The organism is Streptomyces sp. NPDC025638 (genome assembly GCF_055558775.1).
On sequence record NZ_JBVHLX010000020.1, the window covers coordinates 100,300 to 119,447 of the forward strand.

General features: G+C 68.2%; 18 protein-coding genes. 8 read left to right on the forward strand and 10 right to left on the reverse strand.

Going from position 1 to position 19,148, the window contains the following annotated elements; translation table 11 throughout:
- Nucleotides 1-49: 49 nt before the first annotated feature.
- The 3 genes from ACZ4EG_RS38545 to ACZ4EG_RS38555 form a co-directional block, all read right to left on the reverse strand.
- Entirely contained in the window at nucleotides 50-1,027 is a 978-nt protein-coding gene (locus ACZ4EG_RS38545; RefSeq protein ID WP_467793928.1) for a DUF1702 family protein, read from the reverse strand.
- A gap of 103 nt (nucleotides 1,028-1,130) precedes the next feature.
- Nucleotides 1,131-1,574, reverse strand: coding sequence for a winged helix-turn-helix transcriptional regulator (locus ACZ4EG_RS38550; protein ID WP_363300923.1), 444 nt, complete (start codon nucleotides 1,572-1,574; stop codon nucleotides 1,131-1,133).
- A gap of 75 nt (nucleotides 1,575-1,649) precedes the next feature.
- Entirely contained in the window at nucleotides 1,650-2,858 is a 1,209-nt protein-coding gene (locus tag ACZ4EG_RS38555; RefSeq protein ID WP_467793929.1) for an IS701 family transposase, read from the reverse strand.
- 393 nt (nucleotides 2,859-3,251) lie between these two features.
- Here ACZ4EG_RS38555 and ACZ4EG_RS38560 point away from each other — a divergent pair, with 393 nt between their 5' ends.
- Entirely contained in the window at nucleotides 3,252-3,935 is a 684-nt protein-coding gene (locus tag ACZ4EG_RS38560; protein WP_467793930.1) for a TetR family transcriptional regulator, read from the forward strand.
- On the opposite strand, the gene ACZ4EG_RS38565 is transcribed toward ACZ4EG_RS38560, so the two are convergent.
- Together ACZ4EG_RS38565 and ACZ4EG_RS38570 are read right to left on the reverse strand one after the other, a co-directional pair.
- Entirely contained in the window at nucleotides 3,903-4,880 is a 978-nt protein-coding gene (locus ACZ4EG_RS38565; protein WP_467793931.1) for an NAD-dependent epimerase/dehydratase family protein, read from the reverse strand. The two genes, ACZ4EG_RS38560 and ACZ4EG_RS38565, sit on opposite strands and share 33 nt — an antisense overlap.
- Entirely contained in the window at nucleotides 4,877-5,503 is a 627-nt protein-coding gene (locus ACZ4EG_RS38570) for a ScbR family autoregulator-binding transcription factor (RefSeq protein ID WP_467793932.1), read from the reverse strand. The genes ACZ4EG_RS38565 and ACZ4EG_RS38570 overlap by 4 nt, the downstream gene beginning before the upstream one ends.
- A 106-nt stretch (nucleotides 5,504-5,609) precedes the next feature.
- On the opposite strand from ACZ4EG_RS38570, the gene ACZ4EG_RS38575 reads away from it, so the two are divergent.
- Entirely contained in the window at nucleotides 5,610-6,566 is a 957-nt protein-coding gene (locus ACZ4EG_RS38575) for a ScbA/BarX family gamma-butyrolactone biosynthesis protein (protein WP_467793933.1), read from the forward strand.
- A gap of 299 nt (nucleotides 6,567-6,865) precedes the next feature.
- On the forward strand, nucleotides 6,866-8,575 hold the full coding sequence (locus ACZ4EG_RS38580) for a hypothetical protein (protein ID WP_467793934.1): 1,710 nt from the start codon (nucleotides 6,866-6,868) through the stop codon (nucleotides 8,573-8,575).
- Here ACZ4EG_RS38580 and ACZ4EG_RS38585 read toward each other — a convergent pair.
- The 3 genes from ACZ4EG_RS38585 to ACZ4EG_RS38595 form a co-directional block, all read right to left on the reverse strand.
- On the reverse strand, nucleotides 8,549-9,352 hold the full coding sequence (locus ACZ4EG_RS38585; protein ID WP_467793935.1) for a DUF6008 family protein: 804 nt from the start codon (nucleotides 9,350-9,352) through the stop codon (nucleotides 8,549-8,551). The genes ACZ4EG_RS38580 and ACZ4EG_RS38585 overlap by 27 nt on opposite strands.
- 185 nt (nucleotides 9,353-9,537) lie before the next feature.
- Nucleotides 9,538-10,140 (reverse strand): hypothetical protein, encoded by a 603-nt coding sequence (locus tag ACZ4EG_RS38590; protein WP_467793936.1) that lies wholly within the window; start codon nucleotides 10,138-10,140, stop codon nucleotides 9,538-9,540.
- 288 nt (nucleotides 10,141-10,428) lie between these two features.
- Entirely contained in the window at nucleotides 10,429-11,163 is a 735-nt protein-coding gene (locus ACZ4EG_RS38595) for a helix-turn-helix domain-containing protein (protein WP_467793937.1), read from the reverse strand.
- A 223-nt stretch (nucleotides 11,164-11,386) separates the two neighbouring features.
- On the opposite strand from ACZ4EG_RS38595, the gene ACZ4EG_RS38600 reads away from it, so the two are divergent.
- The 5 genes from ACZ4EG_RS38600 to ACZ4EG_RS38620 all read left to right on the forward strand — a co-directional run bounded on the left by ACZ4EG_RS38600 (nucleotide 11,387) and on the right by ACZ4EG_RS38620 (nucleotide 15,767).
- Nucleotides 11,387-12,052 (forward strand): DUF4097 family beta strand repeat-containing protein, encoded by a 666-nt coding sequence (locus ACZ4EG_RS38600; RefSeq protein WP_467793938.1) that lies wholly within the window; start codon nucleotides 11,387-11,389, stop codon nucleotides 12,050-12,052.
- A 30-nt stretch (nucleotides 12,053-12,082) separates the two neighbouring features.
- A complete protein-coding gene (locus ACZ4EG_RS38605) occupies nucleotides 12,083-13,048 on the forward strand; it encodes an ATP-binding cassette domain-containing protein (protein ID WP_467793939.1) in 966 nt (321 codons plus the stop codon).
- Nucleotides 13,045-13,863, forward strand: a complete 819-nt coding sequence (locus tag ACZ4EG_RS38610; protein ID WP_467793940.1) for an ABC transporter permease — start codon at nucleotides 13,045-13,047, stop codon at nucleotides 13,861-13,863. The genes ACZ4EG_RS38605 and ACZ4EG_RS38610 overlap by 4 nt, the downstream gene beginning before the upstream one ends.
- Nucleotides 13,864-14,073: 210 nt before the next feature.
- Nucleotides 14,074-14,334, forward strand: coding sequence for a UDP binding domain-containing protein (locus ACZ4EG_RS38615; protein ID WP_467793941.1), 261 nt, complete (start codon nucleotides 14,074-14,076; stop codon nucleotides 14,332-14,334).
- A gap of 821 nt (nucleotides 14,335-15,155) precedes the next feature.
- Nucleotides 15,156-15,767, forward strand: a complete 612-nt coding sequence (locus ACZ4EG_RS38620; protein WP_467793942.1) for an O-methyltransferase — start codon at nucleotides 15,156-15,158, stop codon at nucleotides 15,765-15,767.
- A gap of 624 nt (nucleotides 15,768-16,391) precedes the next feature.
- On the opposite strand, the gene ACZ4EG_RS38625 is transcribed toward ACZ4EG_RS38620, so the two are convergent.
- Together ACZ4EG_RS38625 and gmd are read right to left on the reverse strand one after the other, a co-directional pair.
- Nucleotides 16,392-17,303, reverse strand: a complete 912-nt coding sequence (locus ACZ4EG_RS38625; protein ID WP_467793943.1) for a glycosyltransferase family 4 protein — start codon at nucleotides 17,301-17,303, stop codon at nucleotides 16,392-16,394.
- A 343-nt stretch (nucleotides 17,304-17,646) separates the two neighbouring features.
- Complete coding sequence (gene gmd / locus ACZ4EG_RS38630; RefSeq protein WP_467793944.1) at nucleotides 17,647-18,687, reverse strand: GDP-mannose 4,6-dehydratase; 1,041 nt, start codon at nucleotides 18,685-18,687, stop codon at nucleotides 17,647-17,649.
- Between the last annotated feature and the right edge of the window lie 461 nt (nucleotides 18,688-19,148).

Below are 19,148 nucleotides of genomic sequence, written 5' to 3' on the forward strand. Positions count from 1 at the left end.
GAATCGAATGTAGTCAGGGGCCTCGGAGGGGCGTCTACTTCAGATGTGCTCAAACAACGGCGGCGCTCAATTGCCGGCGCACATTGCGGCGCCAGACCTCGTAGGCCGGTCCGACCCCGTCCTGGGGTGCGGCGGCGGCGCAGTCGTCGGCGAGGCGCGCGACGGCCTCGACGGTGCGTCCGGTGAACGCGTGCACGGCGGCGGCGCTGTGCTCCGGGACGTACCCGGCGTGGTGGCGGGCCTTGGCGGCGAACACGGCACCCTGCGCGAGGTGGTCGGCGAAGTCGCCCGCTTCCGCGTGCAGCGCGCTCAGACCGGCCGCCGTGCTGCCGCCCGCGAAGGTGGCGGCAAGACCGACGCCGCTCCACAGATCCGCGCGCCGGTCGGCGGCGAACGCCCCTACGGCCGCGGTCACGTTGCCCACGTGCCCGCCGTGGATGAACCACAGCGCGCGGCCGACGCCCTGGTCGAAGGCGCGCTGCCAGTAGGAGGGGTCGCCGTCCCAGGCGTAGGGGGCGTCGAGGCGCTGTCCGCCCACCCAGGTGTCGGTGTCGAAGTAGGCGCGGTCGAAGCCGTAGCCGTCGACGCACAGCCAGCTCATCGCCGGATACAGGTCGGGCTCGTCCAGGTCCGGGACGAGCTTCTTCCACAGCGGCCTGGGCAGCTTGGCCATGGCGAAGCCGATGCCTATGTAGTTGAGGAAGATGTGCGGCCTGCCGCCGCCTCGCAGCAGATCGGCGGTGCGGTGGCCCTTCGGGCCCATGGCGTCGCGGATCGCGCAGGCCATGGTGGCGCCCTCGTAGGCGAAGCCCCGGTTGAGCGGGTCGACGAGCGCCAGCCGGCGCTCGGTGGTGGTTGTGTCCCGGTCCTCGATGCCCCATTCGAAGCCGGTCACCACCGCCTGTGGTACGGCTTCCAACTGGCGTGTGAGTCTGGTGGGTTCGACGCGGAATCCTCGTCGCGCGAAGCCCACTTCGTCCAGGGACGGAGCCATGATGAGCCTGCGCAGCGCTCCCAGTGCCGGCACGGACGCCTCCTCGTAAGCGCCGCTCCCTTACCGGCGGCGGGGCTGTCATGGTGGTCGACCCGGCGGCGGGGCGGCATCTTCGTCCGTGCGCTGCGCGCCGCGGTCAGCGGATGCGGCGGACGTCCACCTCCTCGTCGTGCACGGCACGCCCGCAGTGCGAGCAGTGCAGCTCGACCTGGACGCTGCCCTCGCAGCCGAGGTGGTCGGCGCGGCGCGGCGGGCCCAGCTCCTGCGGCAGGTTGCGGTCCCCCCACTGCATCAGGGCCACGACCGCCCGGGTGAGGTCCCGGCCCGACGGGGTGAGCCGGTACTCGTGGCGCACCGGCTTGTCCTGGTAGGGCACGCGTTCCATGATGCCGTGCTCGACCAGCCTGTTCAGCCGCGAGGAGAGCACGTTGCGTGCGATGTCCAGATGGGACAGGAACCCGTCGAAGCGCGTGGTGCCGAGGAGGGCCGAGCGGATGATCAGCAGGGTCCAGCGCTCGCCGATCACCTCCAGGGAACGGGCGAGGCTGCAGTCCTGTCCCTCGTACGTGTGTCTCAGCATGCGATCACTCTAGGCAGGGGTGAGTTGTGTGAAGGTACCCGACTTGGCGAAGCCGTCACGGGTTTGCCGGGGCGCTCAGGCCGCGATGAGCATGCGCTCTCCGCCACCGGTGGGGCGCTGGTCGAAGCGGCTGTAGGCATACGCGGCGGACACCAGCGTCATGTGATGGTGCCAGCCGGGGTAGGAGCGCCCCTCGAAGTCGAGCAGCCCGAAGCCGTCCGTCATCGCGCGCACGGACCGTTCCGCCTGTGCGAGCGTCCGCGTCAGAGCCAGCACCGACTCCATACGGGCGTGGGTCAGGCTGGTCAGCCACAGCTGCAGGGGGCGCCGTCCTCCCTCCGGACGGACGGCGAAGAGCCGGTACGTGCGGTCGATGCGCTCGCCGCCCTGTCCCCTCCTGGGCAGCCGTACGAAGGCGGACATGACGGTGGTGTGCCGGCCGCGACCGTCCCACGGGGCCACGCTCTCCATCCGGGTGAGGGTGCCCGCGTCGAACTCGAAGAGACTGCGGGCCGCGAGCACCAGGCCCTGCCCGTCCTCGCCGTTCGGGCTCTGCATCCGCAGGCGCCGGCCCACGGCGACCTGGAGCCGGTCCGGGACGGCGACGACGAAGTCCCGCCCGCGCAGGGCGAGTCCGTTGATCAGGGAGGTCGCGTGGGTTCCGCCGGCGGACTCCAGGTCGACGACGACCGGCAGGGGCGTGGTGCGGCTGTTGCCGGCGAGCGTGTCGACGAGGTCGAGGGCGTGCTGCTCGACGGAGCGGGGGCCCACCTCGGCCGGGATCCGGGTCCGGACGCGGCGTTCGTGGTCCTTCACCCAGGAACCGGGAAGCAGCAGGCGCCAGTCGACCGGCACGGCCCGGTCGTAGGAGGACAGGAACATGCCTATGCCCACCTGGCAGGTCACCGAGCGGCCGGTGGAGGCCAGGAAGCGGCGGTGCACCCCGCAGGAGTGCTCGCCGCGCTTGCGCAGCATCGCCGGGCTGACCACGCAGGCGCGCGGCGGGGCGAGGCGCGGCTCGACCCACCGGGTGAGCTCGGCCCGGACCGGCATCCAGTCCCAGGGGCTGGCGCTGACGAACTGGTGCAGTGACTGCGAGGCGGCGGGCGATCCCGAGACGGCTGCGGCCAGCCGGCGGACCGACTTCTTGCCCGGAGTGACGAGCAGCCCCTGCACATAGGCCTGCGCCCAGCGGCGCTGGTCGCTGCGCGGCAGGCACTCGAAGACACTCTCCGCGAACACCGGTAGCGAGGCCTGTGAGTCCATCAAAGCGTGCGTGACCATGGCAAGTTCCTCCCCGTCATCGGCCGGCGACTGCTGGCCACGCTAAAATAATAGCGAACGCCCTCTTTTTTTCGCGACTAAGGAGAGTTGCCGGATGTACTTCGCCAAGTCGGCCCTCGCCAGGCCCAGTCACACGGTCGTCGCGCGAACACCGTGGCAGCACCCTGCTCGCACTGCGGCCAGCACCTCTCACCTGCGAAGCAGTCCTCGCCGCGGGCACGGCCGCCGGCTAGCGCATCTTGTGCAACTTCGGGTTGCCGGTGGCAGGAAGATGACGCAAAGGTGGTGGCCTGAGGCGATCTTCGACTTGGCTACGGACAGCACGGCGGTGCGATGCCCGGGGAGTCCGCCCTGGCGTACACCGGCGGCCGGCAGCCCTCTTCAGGAGACAGCATGGTGAAGCAGGAGAGGGCCATGCGTACGCGCGAGGCCCTGGTCAAAGCGGCAGCGTCGGAGTTCGACCGTGCCGGCTACGAAGGCACGTCACTGTCGCGCATCAGCAAGTCGGTCGGCATGTCCATAGGCGCCGTCACCTTCCACTTCTCGACCAAGAGCGAACTGGCCGACGCGGTCCAGCAGGTGGGGCGGTCGGTGACCCGGGATGCGGTGGAGGGCGTCCTCGCCGAGAACCGGTCGGCGCTGCGCGTGGTGGTCGACCTGACGCTGATACTGGCCCAGTTGATGGAGCGGGAGCCTTCCGTCCGTGCCGCCATCCGCCTCAGCCGCGAGCGTCCGGACGCCGTCCCGTGGTCGGAGGTCTGGCTGCCGACGGTGCGCGACCTCTTGGACGAGGCACACGAAACAGGTCAACTTCATGCGGCTGCCCTGCCCGCGGACGTGACGACGCTGGTCGAGTACCTGACCAGCGGCGCGGAGGCCTATCTGCGCAGCCGTATGGGCTCGGACGTGGCGTTCGAGAGCGCGGTGGCGCAGCTCAAGCGGCTCTGGCACGTGGCCATCGCGGGAGTCGCGGTCGACACGGGGGCGAACGCACCCGGCGCCCCCTTGCCCGTCACCACCGTCGAGCGGGTCGTCCTCGACCCGTCAGCCGCGGTGCCCGGGGCCGAGTGCCAGTAGGGAGCGGTACCACGGAACGGCCTCCACCACTCCGGTCAGCGGACCGGGGCCGGGGTCGCAGTTCGTGCCGCGCCAGATCTCCCGGCTGTCGTACCAGTGGTCGCGGGCCACCAGGGCGAACTGACGCTCGCTCAGTTCGCAGGCCGACACCCGCAGCCGGGCCCGGCACTCGTCCCAGGCCAGTTCGGCGGAGACGGCCGGCAGGCCGAGGTGGCGGGTCAGCGCCGCCAGCAGTTCGCGGGTGGTCACCGGGTCGGGATGGCTGGCGTGCCAGACCCGGGGCCCGGCCAGGGGGAACTCCGTCGCGAGGTGCACGATGAGGCGCGAGAGGTCCTCCACGGCGACCATGGAGACACGTGCACGCCCTCCGTCCCACAACGCCGGTACGGCGGTGACGAGTTCGGCGAGAGCGGGTACGACCCACCGGTCCCCGCGTCCCAGCACGAGGCCGGGCCGCAGGACGCACGCCCCGGCCGCCAGGGCGTGCTTCTCACCGGCCAGCCGGGTGCGGCTGGGGACGGACAGGGGGGCGGGCGCGACTTCGTCCACGCCTATCCCGCGGTGCGGACCCGGCCCGTAGACCGCCGCCGTCGACAGATGCATGATCCGCCCGACCCCGGAGCGTAAGGCCTCACGCATCAGCGCGGCGGTCCCGTGGACGTTGACCGCCGTGCCGTGCTGTTCGTCGGAGCTCTGCGAGGCCGCGAGGTGCAGCAGCACGTCCGCCCCCTCGCAGACGCCCCGCAGGCTGCCGGGCTCCCCGAGATCGGCCGGCCTCCACTCGTCCACCAGCGCCGCGGTGCTCGTGGGCAGCCGTCTGCCCACCGCATGGACGGAAAGAGGCGCGGCCGTGCCGGCCTCGTCCCGTAACCGGGCCAGTCGTCGCAGCACCGCTGCTCCGATGAACCCGGTGGCACCGGTCAGCACGACGCGCGTCTGTCTCATGCGGCGAGTCTCGCGACATCGGCGGGCAGCTCCACCCGGGCCAGGCCGTGCGGGGTGGCGATGGCCGGCAGGAAGTACCGCCACATCGAGACCAGGCGTTCCGGAAGGTCCGCGTGACCGCTGGCGACGTTGGAGAATATCTGCGTCCCGGTGTAGGCGCCCACCAGCACGTTGGCGAGCTCCCGTTCATCGACCTCGGGAAGCAGCTCGCCCTGCTCGCGCGCGGCACACAGGTGGACGTACAACTGATCCACCCACTCCTGGTAGGCCGTGTCGTCGCGCTGCCCGAACTCGCCCTGTTCGACGGCGAGTCGGACGCTCGCCCGGAACAGCACGTTGCTGGTCAACTGGTGTGCGGTGAAGAACGTGAGATCGACGAGCCCCTGCAGGCCGAACCCCTCGGCCGGAGGGTCCACGAACTCCTGCTGGTGCGTCAGAACGGCCTGGGCCAGCTCACGCTTCGACTTGAAGTGGAAGTACATCCCGCCCTGCGTGACGTTGGCCCGGGTCATGATCTTGTTGATGCTCGCCCCGCTGTAGCCGTACTCGTCGAAGATCTCGGCGGCCGCAGTCAGGATCGCGTCCCGCGTCCGTACTGCCCTCTCTTGCTTTGGCTCGGCCATTGCTCGCGACTCCCTCGACAAAAAAAACGAACACCCTTATTTTACAGGTCGGCCCCTTCGACCGATAGACAAGGGGCCTCCACATACGCACGCCAGGGGGATAGGCATGCTCACAACCACGGAACGGCCCAATGCGGCAAGCCAGCCTGCTCTGACCACGACCGTTGCGAGGGAGTACGTGCATCGTGCGGCTCTGTCGGAGGTGTTCCTGACCGGCTGGCGCAAGGAGAGGGCCGACAGGTTCACCGTCACCGCCCAGTGGCCGCGCAGCCACAGCTTCTACACCTCCGAGCACGGCCTGTACGACCCGCTCCTGCTGAGCGAGACGGTCCGGCAGTGCGGTCTGCTGCTCACCCATGTCGGCTACGACATGCCGTTCGGGCACCAGATCAGCTGGTCGCGGCTTCAGTACGCGATCAACCCGCAGGCGTTGCGCATCGAACCCAGGCCCGCCGAGATCGAACTCCACGTGACCTGCTCGGACATCAAGTACCACGGCACCGTACCGCGCACCATGGTCATGCACCTGGAGGCCATTCGCGCCGGCTCCCTGCTGGCCATGGCCAGCATCCGGTTCAGCAACCACTCCCCCGCGGTCTACCGGCGCCTGCGGATGGGCCGCAACGTCGAGGAGATCTTCGCGGCCGTTCCGGAGCCGATCGAGCCGGTGTCGCGGGCCGCCGTCGGCCGCCTGCGCCGGCAGGACATCGTCCTGTCCCCGACCGAGGAGAGCGGACGCTGGCAACTGCGCGTCGACACAAGCCATCCCGTGCTGTTCGACCACCCCGTCGACCATGTGCCGGGCATGCTCCTGCTGGAAGCCGTCCGGCAGGCGGGCCACGCCATGGATCCCGCGCAGGCCGGGGCGGCACTGCCCGTGTCGCTGGACGTCTCGTTCAACCGCTACGTCGAGTTCGACGAACCGTGCTGGATCGAGGCGGAGCCCATACCCGCGATGTCCCCAACGCCCGGTACACGGCGCACAATTCGGGTCAACGCCAGACAGAAAGGTTCCTTCGCCTTCAACGCGACTGCGGAGCTGGCTGACGCCGCTTCACTCTGAGGAATGACGTTCTTCGCTACAGAGGGGCATCACTCCCCCGCGGGATACGGTGACCACATACGGGGGGAGGAAAATGTAGAACCTGCGTGAGCGACTCGTGCCCTGCCACGGGTCAGTCGCCGACCGGCCCCCAGTGCGCCAGCACTGGGGTTCACGGTCTTCTCATACGGCCCGCCGAGGTAGCAACTCGACGGGCACGCGCCCGTTCCCGGGTGCCAACCCAAGAAACGTGCATTGCACGGTCCTGCCAGACCGTGCACCAGCCGAATGACGGCTTCCAACATAGAGACGTCTCCATAATGAACCAGAGCTCCGCGATTCTCCAGCCCCCCCACCAGATTTATGTGGCGGGAAGCCACTTAAGTACCCACTCCTCACCTTCGAGATCCAGCCAATCTTCGGCTGAAACCGCGTGCCGCAGCGCCGTTCGTATGCCGCGTGGACAGGTGAAGGTGCCGATGCGACTCGTCGAGTCGCCCCACTATTCGGATGCGGCGCTCAGCGTCTACATGAAGGTGAAGGCTCTCGCCCAGCGGCAGGAGGGCTGCACCGCCGGCGTCGCAACTCTCGCCCGATACCTCGGCTTCTCGGCATCGACCGTTCAACGGGGCCTGGCGCAGCTCCGTGCTCCGGCCCCCGACGGTGTCGTCGAACTCCCCCTCAGCACGCGCAGGTCCTTGCCGGGCGGCCGGGGAACCACCGCATGCCGCCGGGTCCGCCCGATGCAGCGCACCGAGCCGTTCATCTGGCTGCCCGTCGCCGCGAGTGAACATCTGCGGCCCCGTCTGCTGCGCGCCTACGCGGTCATCGCCTACGCCGTCGTGCAGAAGATTCCCTTGACCGAGCGCGACCTCGCCGACTTCCTGCGTCATCATTCCGGCCCCCGGGCCGGTGAGGCGATCAGCACCGAGGCGGCAAGCCGCATCGTCGATGAACTGGTCGCCTCGGGCTGGATCGGCGTGCTGCGGCGAGCCGGTTTCCAGGGCCGCCACGAGTTCGTCGTCAACGACCAACCGACCTGTGCGACTCCCGTACTTGATGACCCATCGGGTCACGACGTTGATGCGCGTTCGCTCGCGTATAAGGAAGACCTGAGGATTGACCGACCCGAGATCGCCGCTGCGCCTGTCTCATCCGCCGTAGGCGAGGAACCGGTGGACAAGCGTGTTGGAGCCCGGCTCGAAAAGCCGGGCCCGGCCCGGACACCGGGTGTGCTCGCGCTGCGCGCGGATGAGAAGAGACCCGCCCCCTCCCCCGTCCGCAAGGAGCCCTACCGCGGACCCCAACTGACGTTCAGCGGCAGGCTCCATGCCGTGCTGGAGCCGGTCCGCTTCCTGCTCAGAGACGTGAACACCTACGTGCAGCGCAGAATCGGCCAGGAGATCGCCCGTCAGCTCACCGACGGCATGACCGTCGCGCGTCTGCGGGACAGGCTCAGACAACGCCTCGCGCAAACCGTCCTCGCCGACATCCGGGACGTGGGCCGTTGGCTGCTGGGCGTGGCACTGCCCCGTTGGGGCTGTGCGAATCCGGACTGCGAAACGGGCGTGCTCTGCTCCACCGGCGCACGCTGTCCCGTCTGCCAGGAGGTGGTCGCGCAGCGTGCGGCGGCCCGCCGCGGTGGTGCACCGCTGCCCGACGGGGAAGCGGCCGAGGGGACCGACAGACCGAGCGTCCCTCGCGCCGTGGCCCCTGCCTCGCCCCCCGCGCCCCGCACCGTCACCTGCTGCCCGAGCTGTGAGCGCCCTCACCGCCCGGGGCACTCCGGTCTCTGCCGTGACTGCCGCCCCGGCCCCGACCCCGGCCCCGATCCCGCCCTCCGAGTCGGCGACGGCCCCTGCTCGGAGAGCAACGGCACCTGCGGCCATCCCTCCCCGCACGGTCTGTGCTGGCGGTGCCGCGTCGCGTCGGATGCGAGCCCCGGTGGCGCACCGACACCCGCACCGCCTGCCGCGACGAACACCCCCAGCACCGGCGAACGATCAGATGCACCACCACAGGGGACGTGACCCGACAGCGGCCGCGGGCTTGCCCGCATCGGCCACTGCGGCCACCACAGTCACGTCACCCACCCCGACCACCTCGGTCACCTCGGTCACCTCGGCCAGGGGAGCCTCGTACCCGGCCTTGACCGCGCGCCGTTCCTTCCACAGGTGGTAGACCGCGACGGCGAGGATGGCCGTGCCGATGAGATTGGCGACGAAGTGCCACCACACCCGGTACGTCACGAGCGCAGGGCCCGGTTCGATCAGTCCGAACCAGGTGGACAGCCCGATGGCACGGCTGGCGCCAAGCGCGACGGACAGCGTCAGCACCACGTGCTCCAGGCCGTGGATGGTCTGCATCCACACGCCCATCTTGGCCCACTTGCGGGACTTGAGCTCTCCGGCGGCCCGGCGGGTGATCTGTGCGATGCCGACGAGTCCCGCCAGGAAGATGAAGTTGCCCGTGAGATGGAGGATCTCCATACCGAGCATGGGCTTGCTCGCGTCGACCTGCCCCATGCCACGTGACAGGCCGTTCGCCCAGGGAGTCATCCAGGCCGGCGAGTACGGGTGCGCCACCCAGTAGCCGACCTGGGCCACGTGCTCCTGGAAGTGACCGATCTGCCCGATCACGCCGAGCCCGATGAGGGCGACCGCGGTCTTGTACAGCCACGGCCGGACCTGCCCCCGGTTGCCGAGGGCGAGCACGACGACGGCCGCCCACATCGCGACGGCCCATCCGATGAAGAGGACAGCGCCCAAGGTGTCCAGGGAGGAAACGGTGCTTCCCATGCCTCCCATCCCTCCCATGCTGGGGCCTCCGTGCGCGTGGTCCATGGGGATACTCCTCTGGCTCCGACTCCGGGCAGCGACGTGTATGGCGCTCTGCGTCACGCTAGGGATCCGGGCCGGGCACCGGCCACTTCAGGCGTGCGGACTTCCAGGGCTTCGAGGAGCCGCACGATCACTGACGTACCGTCGGAGACTCAGCAGGAGGGTGCGGGAGCCGAGGTGACAGGCGGCTGGCCTGTGCCGAAGACGGTGGCGGGCCGGGTGATGCGGTAGCACTGGCCGACCGTTCCGTCGTTGCTGGAGAGCAGGACGGCGACCGTCACCCTGCCGTCTCCTCGCGTCACGCCCTTGACGGTGAAGCTACGGAGCGTTCCGGTGGGGTCGAGGGCCTTCTGTACTCCGGTGCGGGTGAGGTCTTTCGGGTCCATCCCCTCGATCCGCGTCCCTGCCAGCCGCGACAGAAAACCGATGTCCGTGGCGGCTCTGCACACGTCGTCCTTCCGCACGGTCACCTTCGACGTCCATGCGTGGCCGTGCGGGTGGCTGTAGGTGAAGTCGAGGCACCGGCTCACGGCGTCACTCCCTCCGCCCAGAAGGGATCCCGACGTCTCGTACATGACTTGCTTGGACAGCCGGGCCGTGAACGCACGGCGGGATGCGTCGTAGGTGATCAGCGGGGATCCGGTGTGCTTCCAGATCACACCGGTCAGCTCGTCGAGGTCGCCGCTGCGGCTCGCGTCGAGTGAGCGGGCCGTGTCGTCCGCCGCGTTGCGTGCTTGCCGCAGAATCGATGACACAGCTCTGTTCCTGCGTTCGCTGTCGACCTTCCCGGTGTGCCACTCGAAGCACCACAGCCAGGAAAGACCAGTTGCGAGGACGACGACCAGCAGGACCTACATGGTCAGGCAGCCGGTGGTCATGACGCGATCGACCCGCTCCACGACCACCGAACGCTCCTGGCCGTCAGGTTGCACCAGTCGCCCCCGTATTCGATGTCCGCCAGTTCCTGGTCCATGACTCGGGTGTAACCCGTCGTGTCGCCTAGGTCCCCCGGGTGTGAGTCCAGTTTCCCAGCCCTGGCCGGCTCAGGCAGTGCTGTCCGAGGTCGTTTCCGGTTTCGTGTAGAGGACGTCGCGGGCCTGCTCCGCGGCGCGGGCGAGGCTCTCGGAGACGAAGTCGACGAAACGGGCGATGTTCTCGAGGCGGACGGCTGCCGGGGTGCCGGGGCCGAGGACGCCGACGCCCTGCCGTGCGGTCTCGGCGAGTTGGGCGTTGGAGCGGGCGGCGGCGATCATCGACTGGTAGAAGACGTCGCTGTCGACGAGGTAGCGCTCGCGACGGCGTTCGTCGCGTTCCCGGCGGATGAGGCCCTGGCTTTCGAGGAACGCGATCGCTTTGGAGATGGACGCCGGGCTGACCTGGAGGCGCTGGACGAGTTCGGACGCGGTGAGGCTGCCGGTGTCGGTGGTGTAGAGGCAGGTCAGCACCCGGGACATCATTTTGGGCAGGCCCTGTTGCATGAGGAGGGTGGTGAACGCCTCCTCGTACTCGCGCACGGCGTCGGCGTCGCGTCCATGGGCCTGCGCGGGGGTGTTCGGGTCCCGGGGCGTGGTCTGCCTGCGGCGGTGGGCGCGGCGTTCGGTGGCGCGGTGGGCGAGGTCGGCGCGGTAGGCGGTGGGGCCGCCGTTGCGCATGACCTCGCGTGTGACGGTCGAGGTCGGGCGGTCGAGGCGTCTGGCGATCTCCGCGTAGGCGAGGCCGTCGGCCAGTCCCAGCGCGATCTGCTGGCGTTCCTGCTGGGTGAGTCTGCCTCCCGGCATCGCGGCCTCCTTCGGTCGTCCGTGGGGTCTCCACTATAGCGTTCACTTCTCATTCATTGCAACGAGTGCGGTGCGGCTTGTTGCATTAGATTCAAAACCATTGCAACACTTTCTCGGCCTCTACCTGCATAGATTGCAGATATACGCAACGACTCTGTTGCCGGATCTTTGAATGCAACGTAGCGTTTCCATCATCAGAAACGAAGAGCCGAAGGAGCGCACCATGCAGAAGTACGACACCCCCGCCCCGGTCTCCGCCGTCCTCGACATCCCCGCGGGACGCATCCGGTTCATCGCCGCCGACCGGGCCGACACCACCGTCGAGGTCCTGCCCGCGGACGCCTCAAGGAGCCGCGACGTGAAGGCGGCCGAGCAGATCGAGGTCGCCTACGGCGACGGTGTCCTGCGGGTCGAGGCCCCGGCCGCGAAGAACCGGGGCCTCGGCAACTCCGGATCCGTCGAGGTGACCGTCCAGTTGCCCGCCGGCTCCCGCATCGAGGCCAGGACCGACGCCGCCGAACTCCGTGGCGTCGGCCGCCTGGGCGACGTCGCCTTCGACGGCGCGTACCGCCAGATCAAGATCGACGAGGCCGCGAGTGTCCGGCTCACCGCGGTCGACGGTGACGTCGAGGTCGGGCGGCTGGGCGGTCCCGCGGAAATCAGCACCGCACGGGGTGACATCCGGATCGCCGAGGCCGTGTGCGGCACGGTCGTGCTCCGCACCCAGTCCGGCGACATCTCGGTCGGCGCCGCCGCCGGCGTCTCGGCCGCCCTGGACGCCGGCACCGGCCACGGCCGCATCAGCAACGCCCTCAAGAACGACGGCACCGCCGGACTCGACATCCGCGCCACCACCTCCCACGGCGACATCACCGCCCGCAGCCTGTAAATCCGCAGTCAGTAAGAGGGGGCACCACTCATGACCGACCTGGCCATCGCGGCGAACGGGTTGCGCAAGTCCTACGGCGACAAGGTCGTGCTCGACGGCGTCGACCTGGCCGTCCCGGAAGGAACGATTTTTTCCCTGCTCGGCCCGAACGGCGCCGGCAAGACCACCGCCGTCAAGATCCTCTCCACCCTCGTCTCCCCCGACCCCGCCAGTGGGCAGATCCGGGTCGGCGGCCACGACCTCGCCGCCGACCCGCAGGCCGTGCGCGCCGCGATCGGCGTCACCGGGCAGTTCTCCGCCGTCGACGGGCTGATCACCGGCGAGGAGAACATGCTCCTCATGGCGGACCTGCACCATCTGTCCAAGCGCGAGGGGCGGCGGGTCACCGCCGAGTTGCTCGAGCGCTTCGACCTCACCGAGGCCGCGAAGAAGCCCGCCTCCGCCTACTCCGGCGGCATGAAGCGCCGTCTCGACATCGCCATGACCCTGGTCGGCACCCCGCGGATCATCTTCCTCGACGAGCCGACCACCGGCCTCGACCCGCGTTCCCGGCACACCATGTGGCAGATCATCCGCGAACTCGTCACGGGCGGCGTCACCGTCTTCCTGACCACCCAGTACCTGGAGGAGGCCGACGAACTCGCCGACCGCATCGCCGTGCTCGACGACGGAAGGATCGCCGCCGAGGGCACCGCCGAGGAGCTGAAGCGGATCGTCCCCGGCGGACACGTCCGGCTCCGCTTCACCGACCCGGCCGCCTACCAGAGCGCCGCCGGAGCACTGCGCGCGGCCTCCCGTGACGACGAGTCCCTCACGCTGCGGATCCCGAGCGACGGCAGCCAGCGCGAGCTGCGCACCGTACTCGACCGGCTGGACTCTGCCGGCGTCGAGGCCGACGAGCTGACCGTGCACACCCCCGACCTCGACGACGTGTTCTTCGCCCTGACCGGCGGCGGCGCCGACGTCCCCGACCAGCTCAAGGAGGCTGTCCGATGAGCTCCCCCCTGGCTCCCGCCCGCACGGCCCGGATCTCCCTCGCCGTACGCGACTCCTCCACGATGCTGCGCCGCAACCTCCTGCACGCCCGGCGCTATCCGTCCCTGACGCTGAACCTGCTGCTCACCCCGATCATGCTGCTGTTGCTCTTCGTCTACATCTTCGGCGACACGATGAGCGCGGGCATCGGCAGCGGCGGTCCGGACCGCGCCAAGTACATCGCCTACATCGTCCCGGGCCTGCTGCTGATGACCATCGGCAGCACCACGATCGGGACGGCGGTCTCCGTCTCCAACGACATGAGCGAGGGCATCATCGCCCGCTTCCGTACGATGGCGATCCATCGCCCTTCGGTGCTCGTCGGGCACGTCGTCGGCAGTGTGCTGCAGTCGGTCATGAGCGTGGTCCTCGTCGGCGCCGTCGCCGTGGCCATCGGCTTCCGCTCCACCGACGCCACCGTCCTGGAGTGGCTCGCGGCGTTCGGACTGCTCGTGCTGTTCGCCACGGCGCTCACCTGGATCGCGGTCGGCATGGGCCTGGTCAGCCCGAACGCCGAGGCCGCAAGCAACAACGCCATGCCCCTGATCCTGCTGCCGCTCCTGTCCAGCGCTTTCGTCCCCCTGCACTCGATGCCGGGCTGGTTCCAGCCGATCGCCGAGTACCAGCCGTTCACGCCCGCCATCGAGACCCTGCGCGGTCTGCTGCTAGGCACCGTGATCGGCAACAACGGATGGCTCGCGGTCGCCTGGTGCCTGGGCCTCGCGGTGCTCGGCTACTTCTGGTCGACCTCGAAGTTCAACGACGACCCGAAATAGCCGTCATGACAGCGCGGGCCACCTCCCGCAGACTGTCCCCCGAGGGCGGCGTACACCGACACTCCGTCGGCGTACGCCGCCCCACTTGGCACGCCGACCGGCCGGGACATCGCCCGGCTGGGGATGGCGTTCACCGGACACGGACGACATGCGCGAGGCACCGTCCACGGTGCTCGCGTCGCGACTGCCGGCTGAGGGCGCGCGCGTGCGGTGCTGGGACCCGCTGGCCCGCCCGCTGGCCCGCCCGGCGGCCGGCGGCCGGCGGCGACCCGATGCGCGAGTCCGGACGAGACGATGGACGGTGCGGACGCGGCGGTCGTGGTCACGGAGTGGTCTGAGCTGAAGCAAGCGGACTGGGCACGGGCGGTTGAGCGGATGCGGCAACCGGCCCTCTTCGACGGCCGCAACCTGCTGGACCCGAGCCGGATGAGCGAGCTCGGCTTCACCTACATGGCGGTCGGACGGACGTAGCCGCCGCACACCAGCAGGCTGCCCCTGACCGGGATGGTTCCGCCTGGGGCAGCGGCGTGTTCAGGCGAATCATGAGCGTTGGGCCACGGTCGGCACGCGCCGTTCCAGCAGGGCGAGGAGCTCGCGCGGTTTCAGGTCGTACGCGTGGAAGTGAGGGACGGCGGCGAGAGCGGTTGTGCCGTGTCGAGGAGTTCCCGCTCGACACGGCAAAGGGGTGCGACTGGCACAGGCGCGGATTGTGGCCAGGGCGCCGACGAGAGCGGCTTCACCTCCCCGGCCTCTTCGCCGACCTTGGCGATACGGCCCCACAGCCGTGCTTCGGGGTCCCGGTCGTATGCGCGGGGGCGGAGTCGATCCAGGCGGAGACGGCGAGGATCAGTGTGTTGGTCCGGGACGGCGATCCTGTGCGGTGGCTGTCTGTTCGGCGAGGTTGGGCAGGAGCTCGGCTAGTCCTTCAACGGCCGGCAGCGACGTCCGGGAGCCGCAGCGACACAGGGCGAACCGATGGCACGGTCGTGCAATCGCGACCGCTGAAGAATCTAGGCTGACGTTGCGTCAGATGGGTGAAGTAACGTGTCGACACACTGAATTCAGCACTTGGCAGGTGTGGATAGGCAATAGCCTCAAGTAAATGCCGCGTCGATGGGAGTAGCCAAATGTTGCAGCCTCCGGCAAGCATGAGTGGCGACCCGATTAGCGGGCCCCCTCGAGGTATGCCCAATCTACTTCGGCGATCGGCACAGGGGCTTATTGTTACAGCGAAGCCCTGGATTTATGGACGGTATCCCTCCGCCCTCAATGGGCAGCGCTTCCGTCAAAGGTTGTTCCGTTCCCTGATCCGCGCGTTTGATCCTGAAGTCATCTTCGAATCTGGTACCTACGGTGGAGCTTCAACGCATTTTCTCTGGACTCTTTCCGGTCGCCCGATCTGGACCGTCGAGAAAAATCGCGGCTGGGCGTACTGCGCGAAGAGGCGATTCCGCACCATTCCAGAGATTCGGGTTCTGTCGGGTGATTCTCGAGCTGCGCTGAGATCGCTAAGAGATTCCAACGATTTCCCTGCCTCGCGTGCTCTCTTCTATCTCGACGCTCACTGGGAAGCGGATCTTCCTCTGCGGGAGGAGGTCGATATGATCACCAGCCGGTGGGCGGACTCGATCATTGTCATCGACGACTTCAAGGTTCCCGACGACAGCGGCTACGGGTTTGACGCATACGGCGATGACGAGCTGTCGATGGATTATCTGGGCAGTAAGGCCATCGGACGCTATGAGGCATTTTGGCCGAACTGCCCTTCGGGCAAGGAAAGTGGTGCCCGACGCGGCTGCGTGATCCTAGTGGCCCCAAGCGTCGTATCCGAGGTGCAGGGACTACCTGAGCTGCGACGCATTGAGGGGGCCCAGGTGAACACCTCGCGCCCTTTGCCGGTGTAGGACCTCCAGATCCTCCCAGCACTGGCCGCATGCGTCTGTCAAGCGGCGAGAGCGGCCGGTGGTGCGAGTTCGAAGCGCCGTTCGTCGCGTGGGAGGGCCCAGAGGACGTTGACGCGGCGGCAGGCGAGGGCGAGGGCGGCCTGGGTATGGCGTTGCCCTCGGCGCGGTGAGGTCGGCCCGGGGCGCACTGCCGGCATTGCTGCTGGCGGGTTTCCCCGCACCACCTCCCGAACCCGGCGGGACCGTTACCGAGTACCGGGCTCGCCACAAGTCCCGCCGGATTGCCTCGGTGGCCGGTCTGCGGGACCGTGCAGCAGTGCTGGTTCGCCTGGCGGTCGCGATCGTGCTGGGGGCGGCGCACCTGTCGGAGGCTGTGCCGGACACCATGCGTTTCCGCCTCTATCACCTGCCCGCCCAACTCGCCGACCTCGCCGCCGCCGCTGGCTGCGGACCGAGCGGACCTGGCCCTGGGCGAAGGCGTTCACCACCCGCGCGGCTGACGGCCCTGCCAGCCGTCACTGACGATCTGACCACCAGCCGGCGAGACAAGGAATGGAATGCAGGATACTGCGTTCGTATGCGGTCGGCTCACGGCTCTCATCACCGATTTGCCGCGCCTCGCAGTCAGCCGCCTGAAATGATGGCAGAGCGCGTCTCCAACAACCCCGCCACACCTTCGGTGAATCGGGCGCTCATTGCTTCCACTGTGTACCTGTCGGTATCCGACGCGCAGGCATCCTTGAGGCGAGCCATCAGCCTGGGGCTGGACAGGGTGTCGACCACCACTTTCGCATACTCCTCCGGACCACCCTCAACCGTCATGGAGTTGCGACCATGCTCCAAGTACTCGAATTCCGGGCTGTGATAAGGCCAGGCGGTCGTCACCAAAGGGGTGCGCAGTGCGAACGAATCAACCGCGCAGAGTCCAACCAGTCCAGGCATGAGCATGAGCTGTGATGCGGCCCCCAGCAGTGCGCGCCGCTCGTCGTGGACGGGTCCCACGTACACCACTCCCTCTCCGCGCTCGGCCGAGGCCTCGATCAATGACCGGCAAGCTCCGTCACCCGCAACGAGAAGCTTGAACTCGGGCATCTGCTCAACAATGTGAGTGACCGCTTCCAAGAGAAATGGAAGCCGCTTGGTGGTATGAAGGCGCCCGAGGTAGAGCCCGGTACGCCCGGGTACCAACCCATGCCGGGAGGAGAACTCGGCAACCTGCTCATCCGTGACCTGCTTGCGGGCCTCTGCCAGGGCCGTGGTGTCCGTGGAATTCTGTACGACGGTGATGCGGTCGCGCGGAAATCCCTGTGCAGCCACGTGGTCGGCGCCACCCGCTGTATAGGCGAAGAACCAGTTCGCCTGCCGGGTCAGGGTACGCTTGACTGCCTGTAGCAGAGGGCCGACATGCTTGTCGTAAGTCCGGCCGTGGCCCCACATTCCCAGGGCAGGGCCAGATCTGCCCCGTGCCTCCCGCCACATCGCTCTGGCCACCAAGGGGAACGTCTCCAGGTTGTGGAGATCCTGCGGCACGATCACCGCGTCCGACCGACGGGGAAGATCTCCGAGCCGTTTCACACGGACCGGAAACCCACCGATCCGCCAGGAGTGCTGGACCAATCGAACGGCGCATCCCAACTCAGCGCTTCCCCGATCGCGGCCCTCAGCCGCCTCCGGAGGTGGTGCACTGTGTGCGACAACCAGCTCCGCTCCCAGTTGCCTGTGGAGATCGGCTGCGAGGCGACGGAAAAACGGCACTCGGTAGTGTGCAACATACGGCTGCACAATGGTAATTCTCCGCTGATGCACATCACACCTCTCTGTGGGACAGCCCGCCGTCTCGAACCTGCGGTAGAAGCTGGACTTGATGAGCTTCGGCAAGTCAGCGCTGAACGAGCGAGTGGGCGGGTGAGGGAACGGTGGGCCCCGTGGGCCCGCCCTTCCCCAGGAGCGCCTCGAGCTCCGCATCGATCATGAGACCGGCCAACTCGGGTGTGCGCATGGTCGGCTGCCAGCCCAGGATCCGGGCGGCCTTGGACGCGTCGCCCACGAGGTCGTCCACCTCGGACGGACGCAGATATCTCTCGTCGAAGCGCACGTGGTCGCGCCAGTCGAGGCCCACGTGGGCGAAGGAGTACTGGACAAAGTCCCGCACGCTGTAACTGGTGCCCGTGGCGACCACGTAGTCGTCAGGCTCTTCCTGCTGCAGCATCAGCCACATGGCCTCGACATACTCCGCGGCGTAGCCCCAGTCGCGGCGTGCCTCGAGGTTGCCGAGGTAAAGGGTGTCCTGCAGGCCTGCCTTGATCCGGGCCGCCGCCAGGGCCACCTTGCGGGTGACGAACGTCGGTCCGCGACGCGGTGACTCGTGGTTGAAGAGGATGCCGTTGACGGCGTACAAGCCGTACGCCTCACGGTAGTTGCGCGTGATCCAGTACGCGTAGACCTTGGCCACTCCATACGGCGAGCGCGGGTGGAACGGGCTCCCCTCGTGCTGCGGCGGGGGTGTCGCGCCGAACATCTCTGAGCTGGACGCCTGGTAGTAGCGGCAGGGCAGGTCGACCGCCCTGATGGCCTCCAACAATCGTGTGGTGCCCAGCGCCGTGGTGTCCCCGGTGAACTCGGGCATATCGAACGACACCCTGACGTGGGACTGGGCCGCCAGGTTGTAGACCTCGTCCGGCTGCACGCGCTCCAGCAGACTGGCGATCCTACTGCCGTCGGTGAGGTCTCCGTAATGCAGGAAAAGCCGCATCGCCGGATCGTGCAGATCGCGGTAGAGGTGGTCGATTCGACTGGTGTTGATCGTCGAGGCCCGGCGGACAATACCATGTACTGTGTAGCCCTTGGCCAGGAGCAATTCCGCGAGATAGGAACCGTCCTGGCCTGTGATACCGGTAATGAGCGCCGTCTTCTCCGACACGAACACTCCTCGCTGGTAGAGCTGGCGAATGGACTCGACAGGCAAGGCTGCCCCTTCTGATGCGCGTCAGGGGCATTGAGGACACTGGAGGAAATCCCCTCCCGCGTCCAGTACCGCCGTTCCCGCGTGTTCTCAGGGGAGTCAGTCGAATGGACCAAGACACGTGTGGTGCCAAGCGGAAGGAACCATGTCGCGGGCTAGAGTGAGCCGTTCCCACGTCCGATAGGAGCGCCGATGACGCATCTGCTTCCCCCATCACTCCGAATTTGCATGCCGGAGCGCATGGGATGGAGAGGCGGGGGTCTGGGGAACGAGATCTTCCCTTGGGCGAAAGCCTATCTCGCAAGTCGTGAGCTGGGCTTCCGGCACTTTCGACCTGCTTGGGGTCTCAACTCCAGAGGCTACTGGCGGGACTTCGGCACATCTCGCTTGGACTGGGTTGGCTACATGGCCCTACGGGC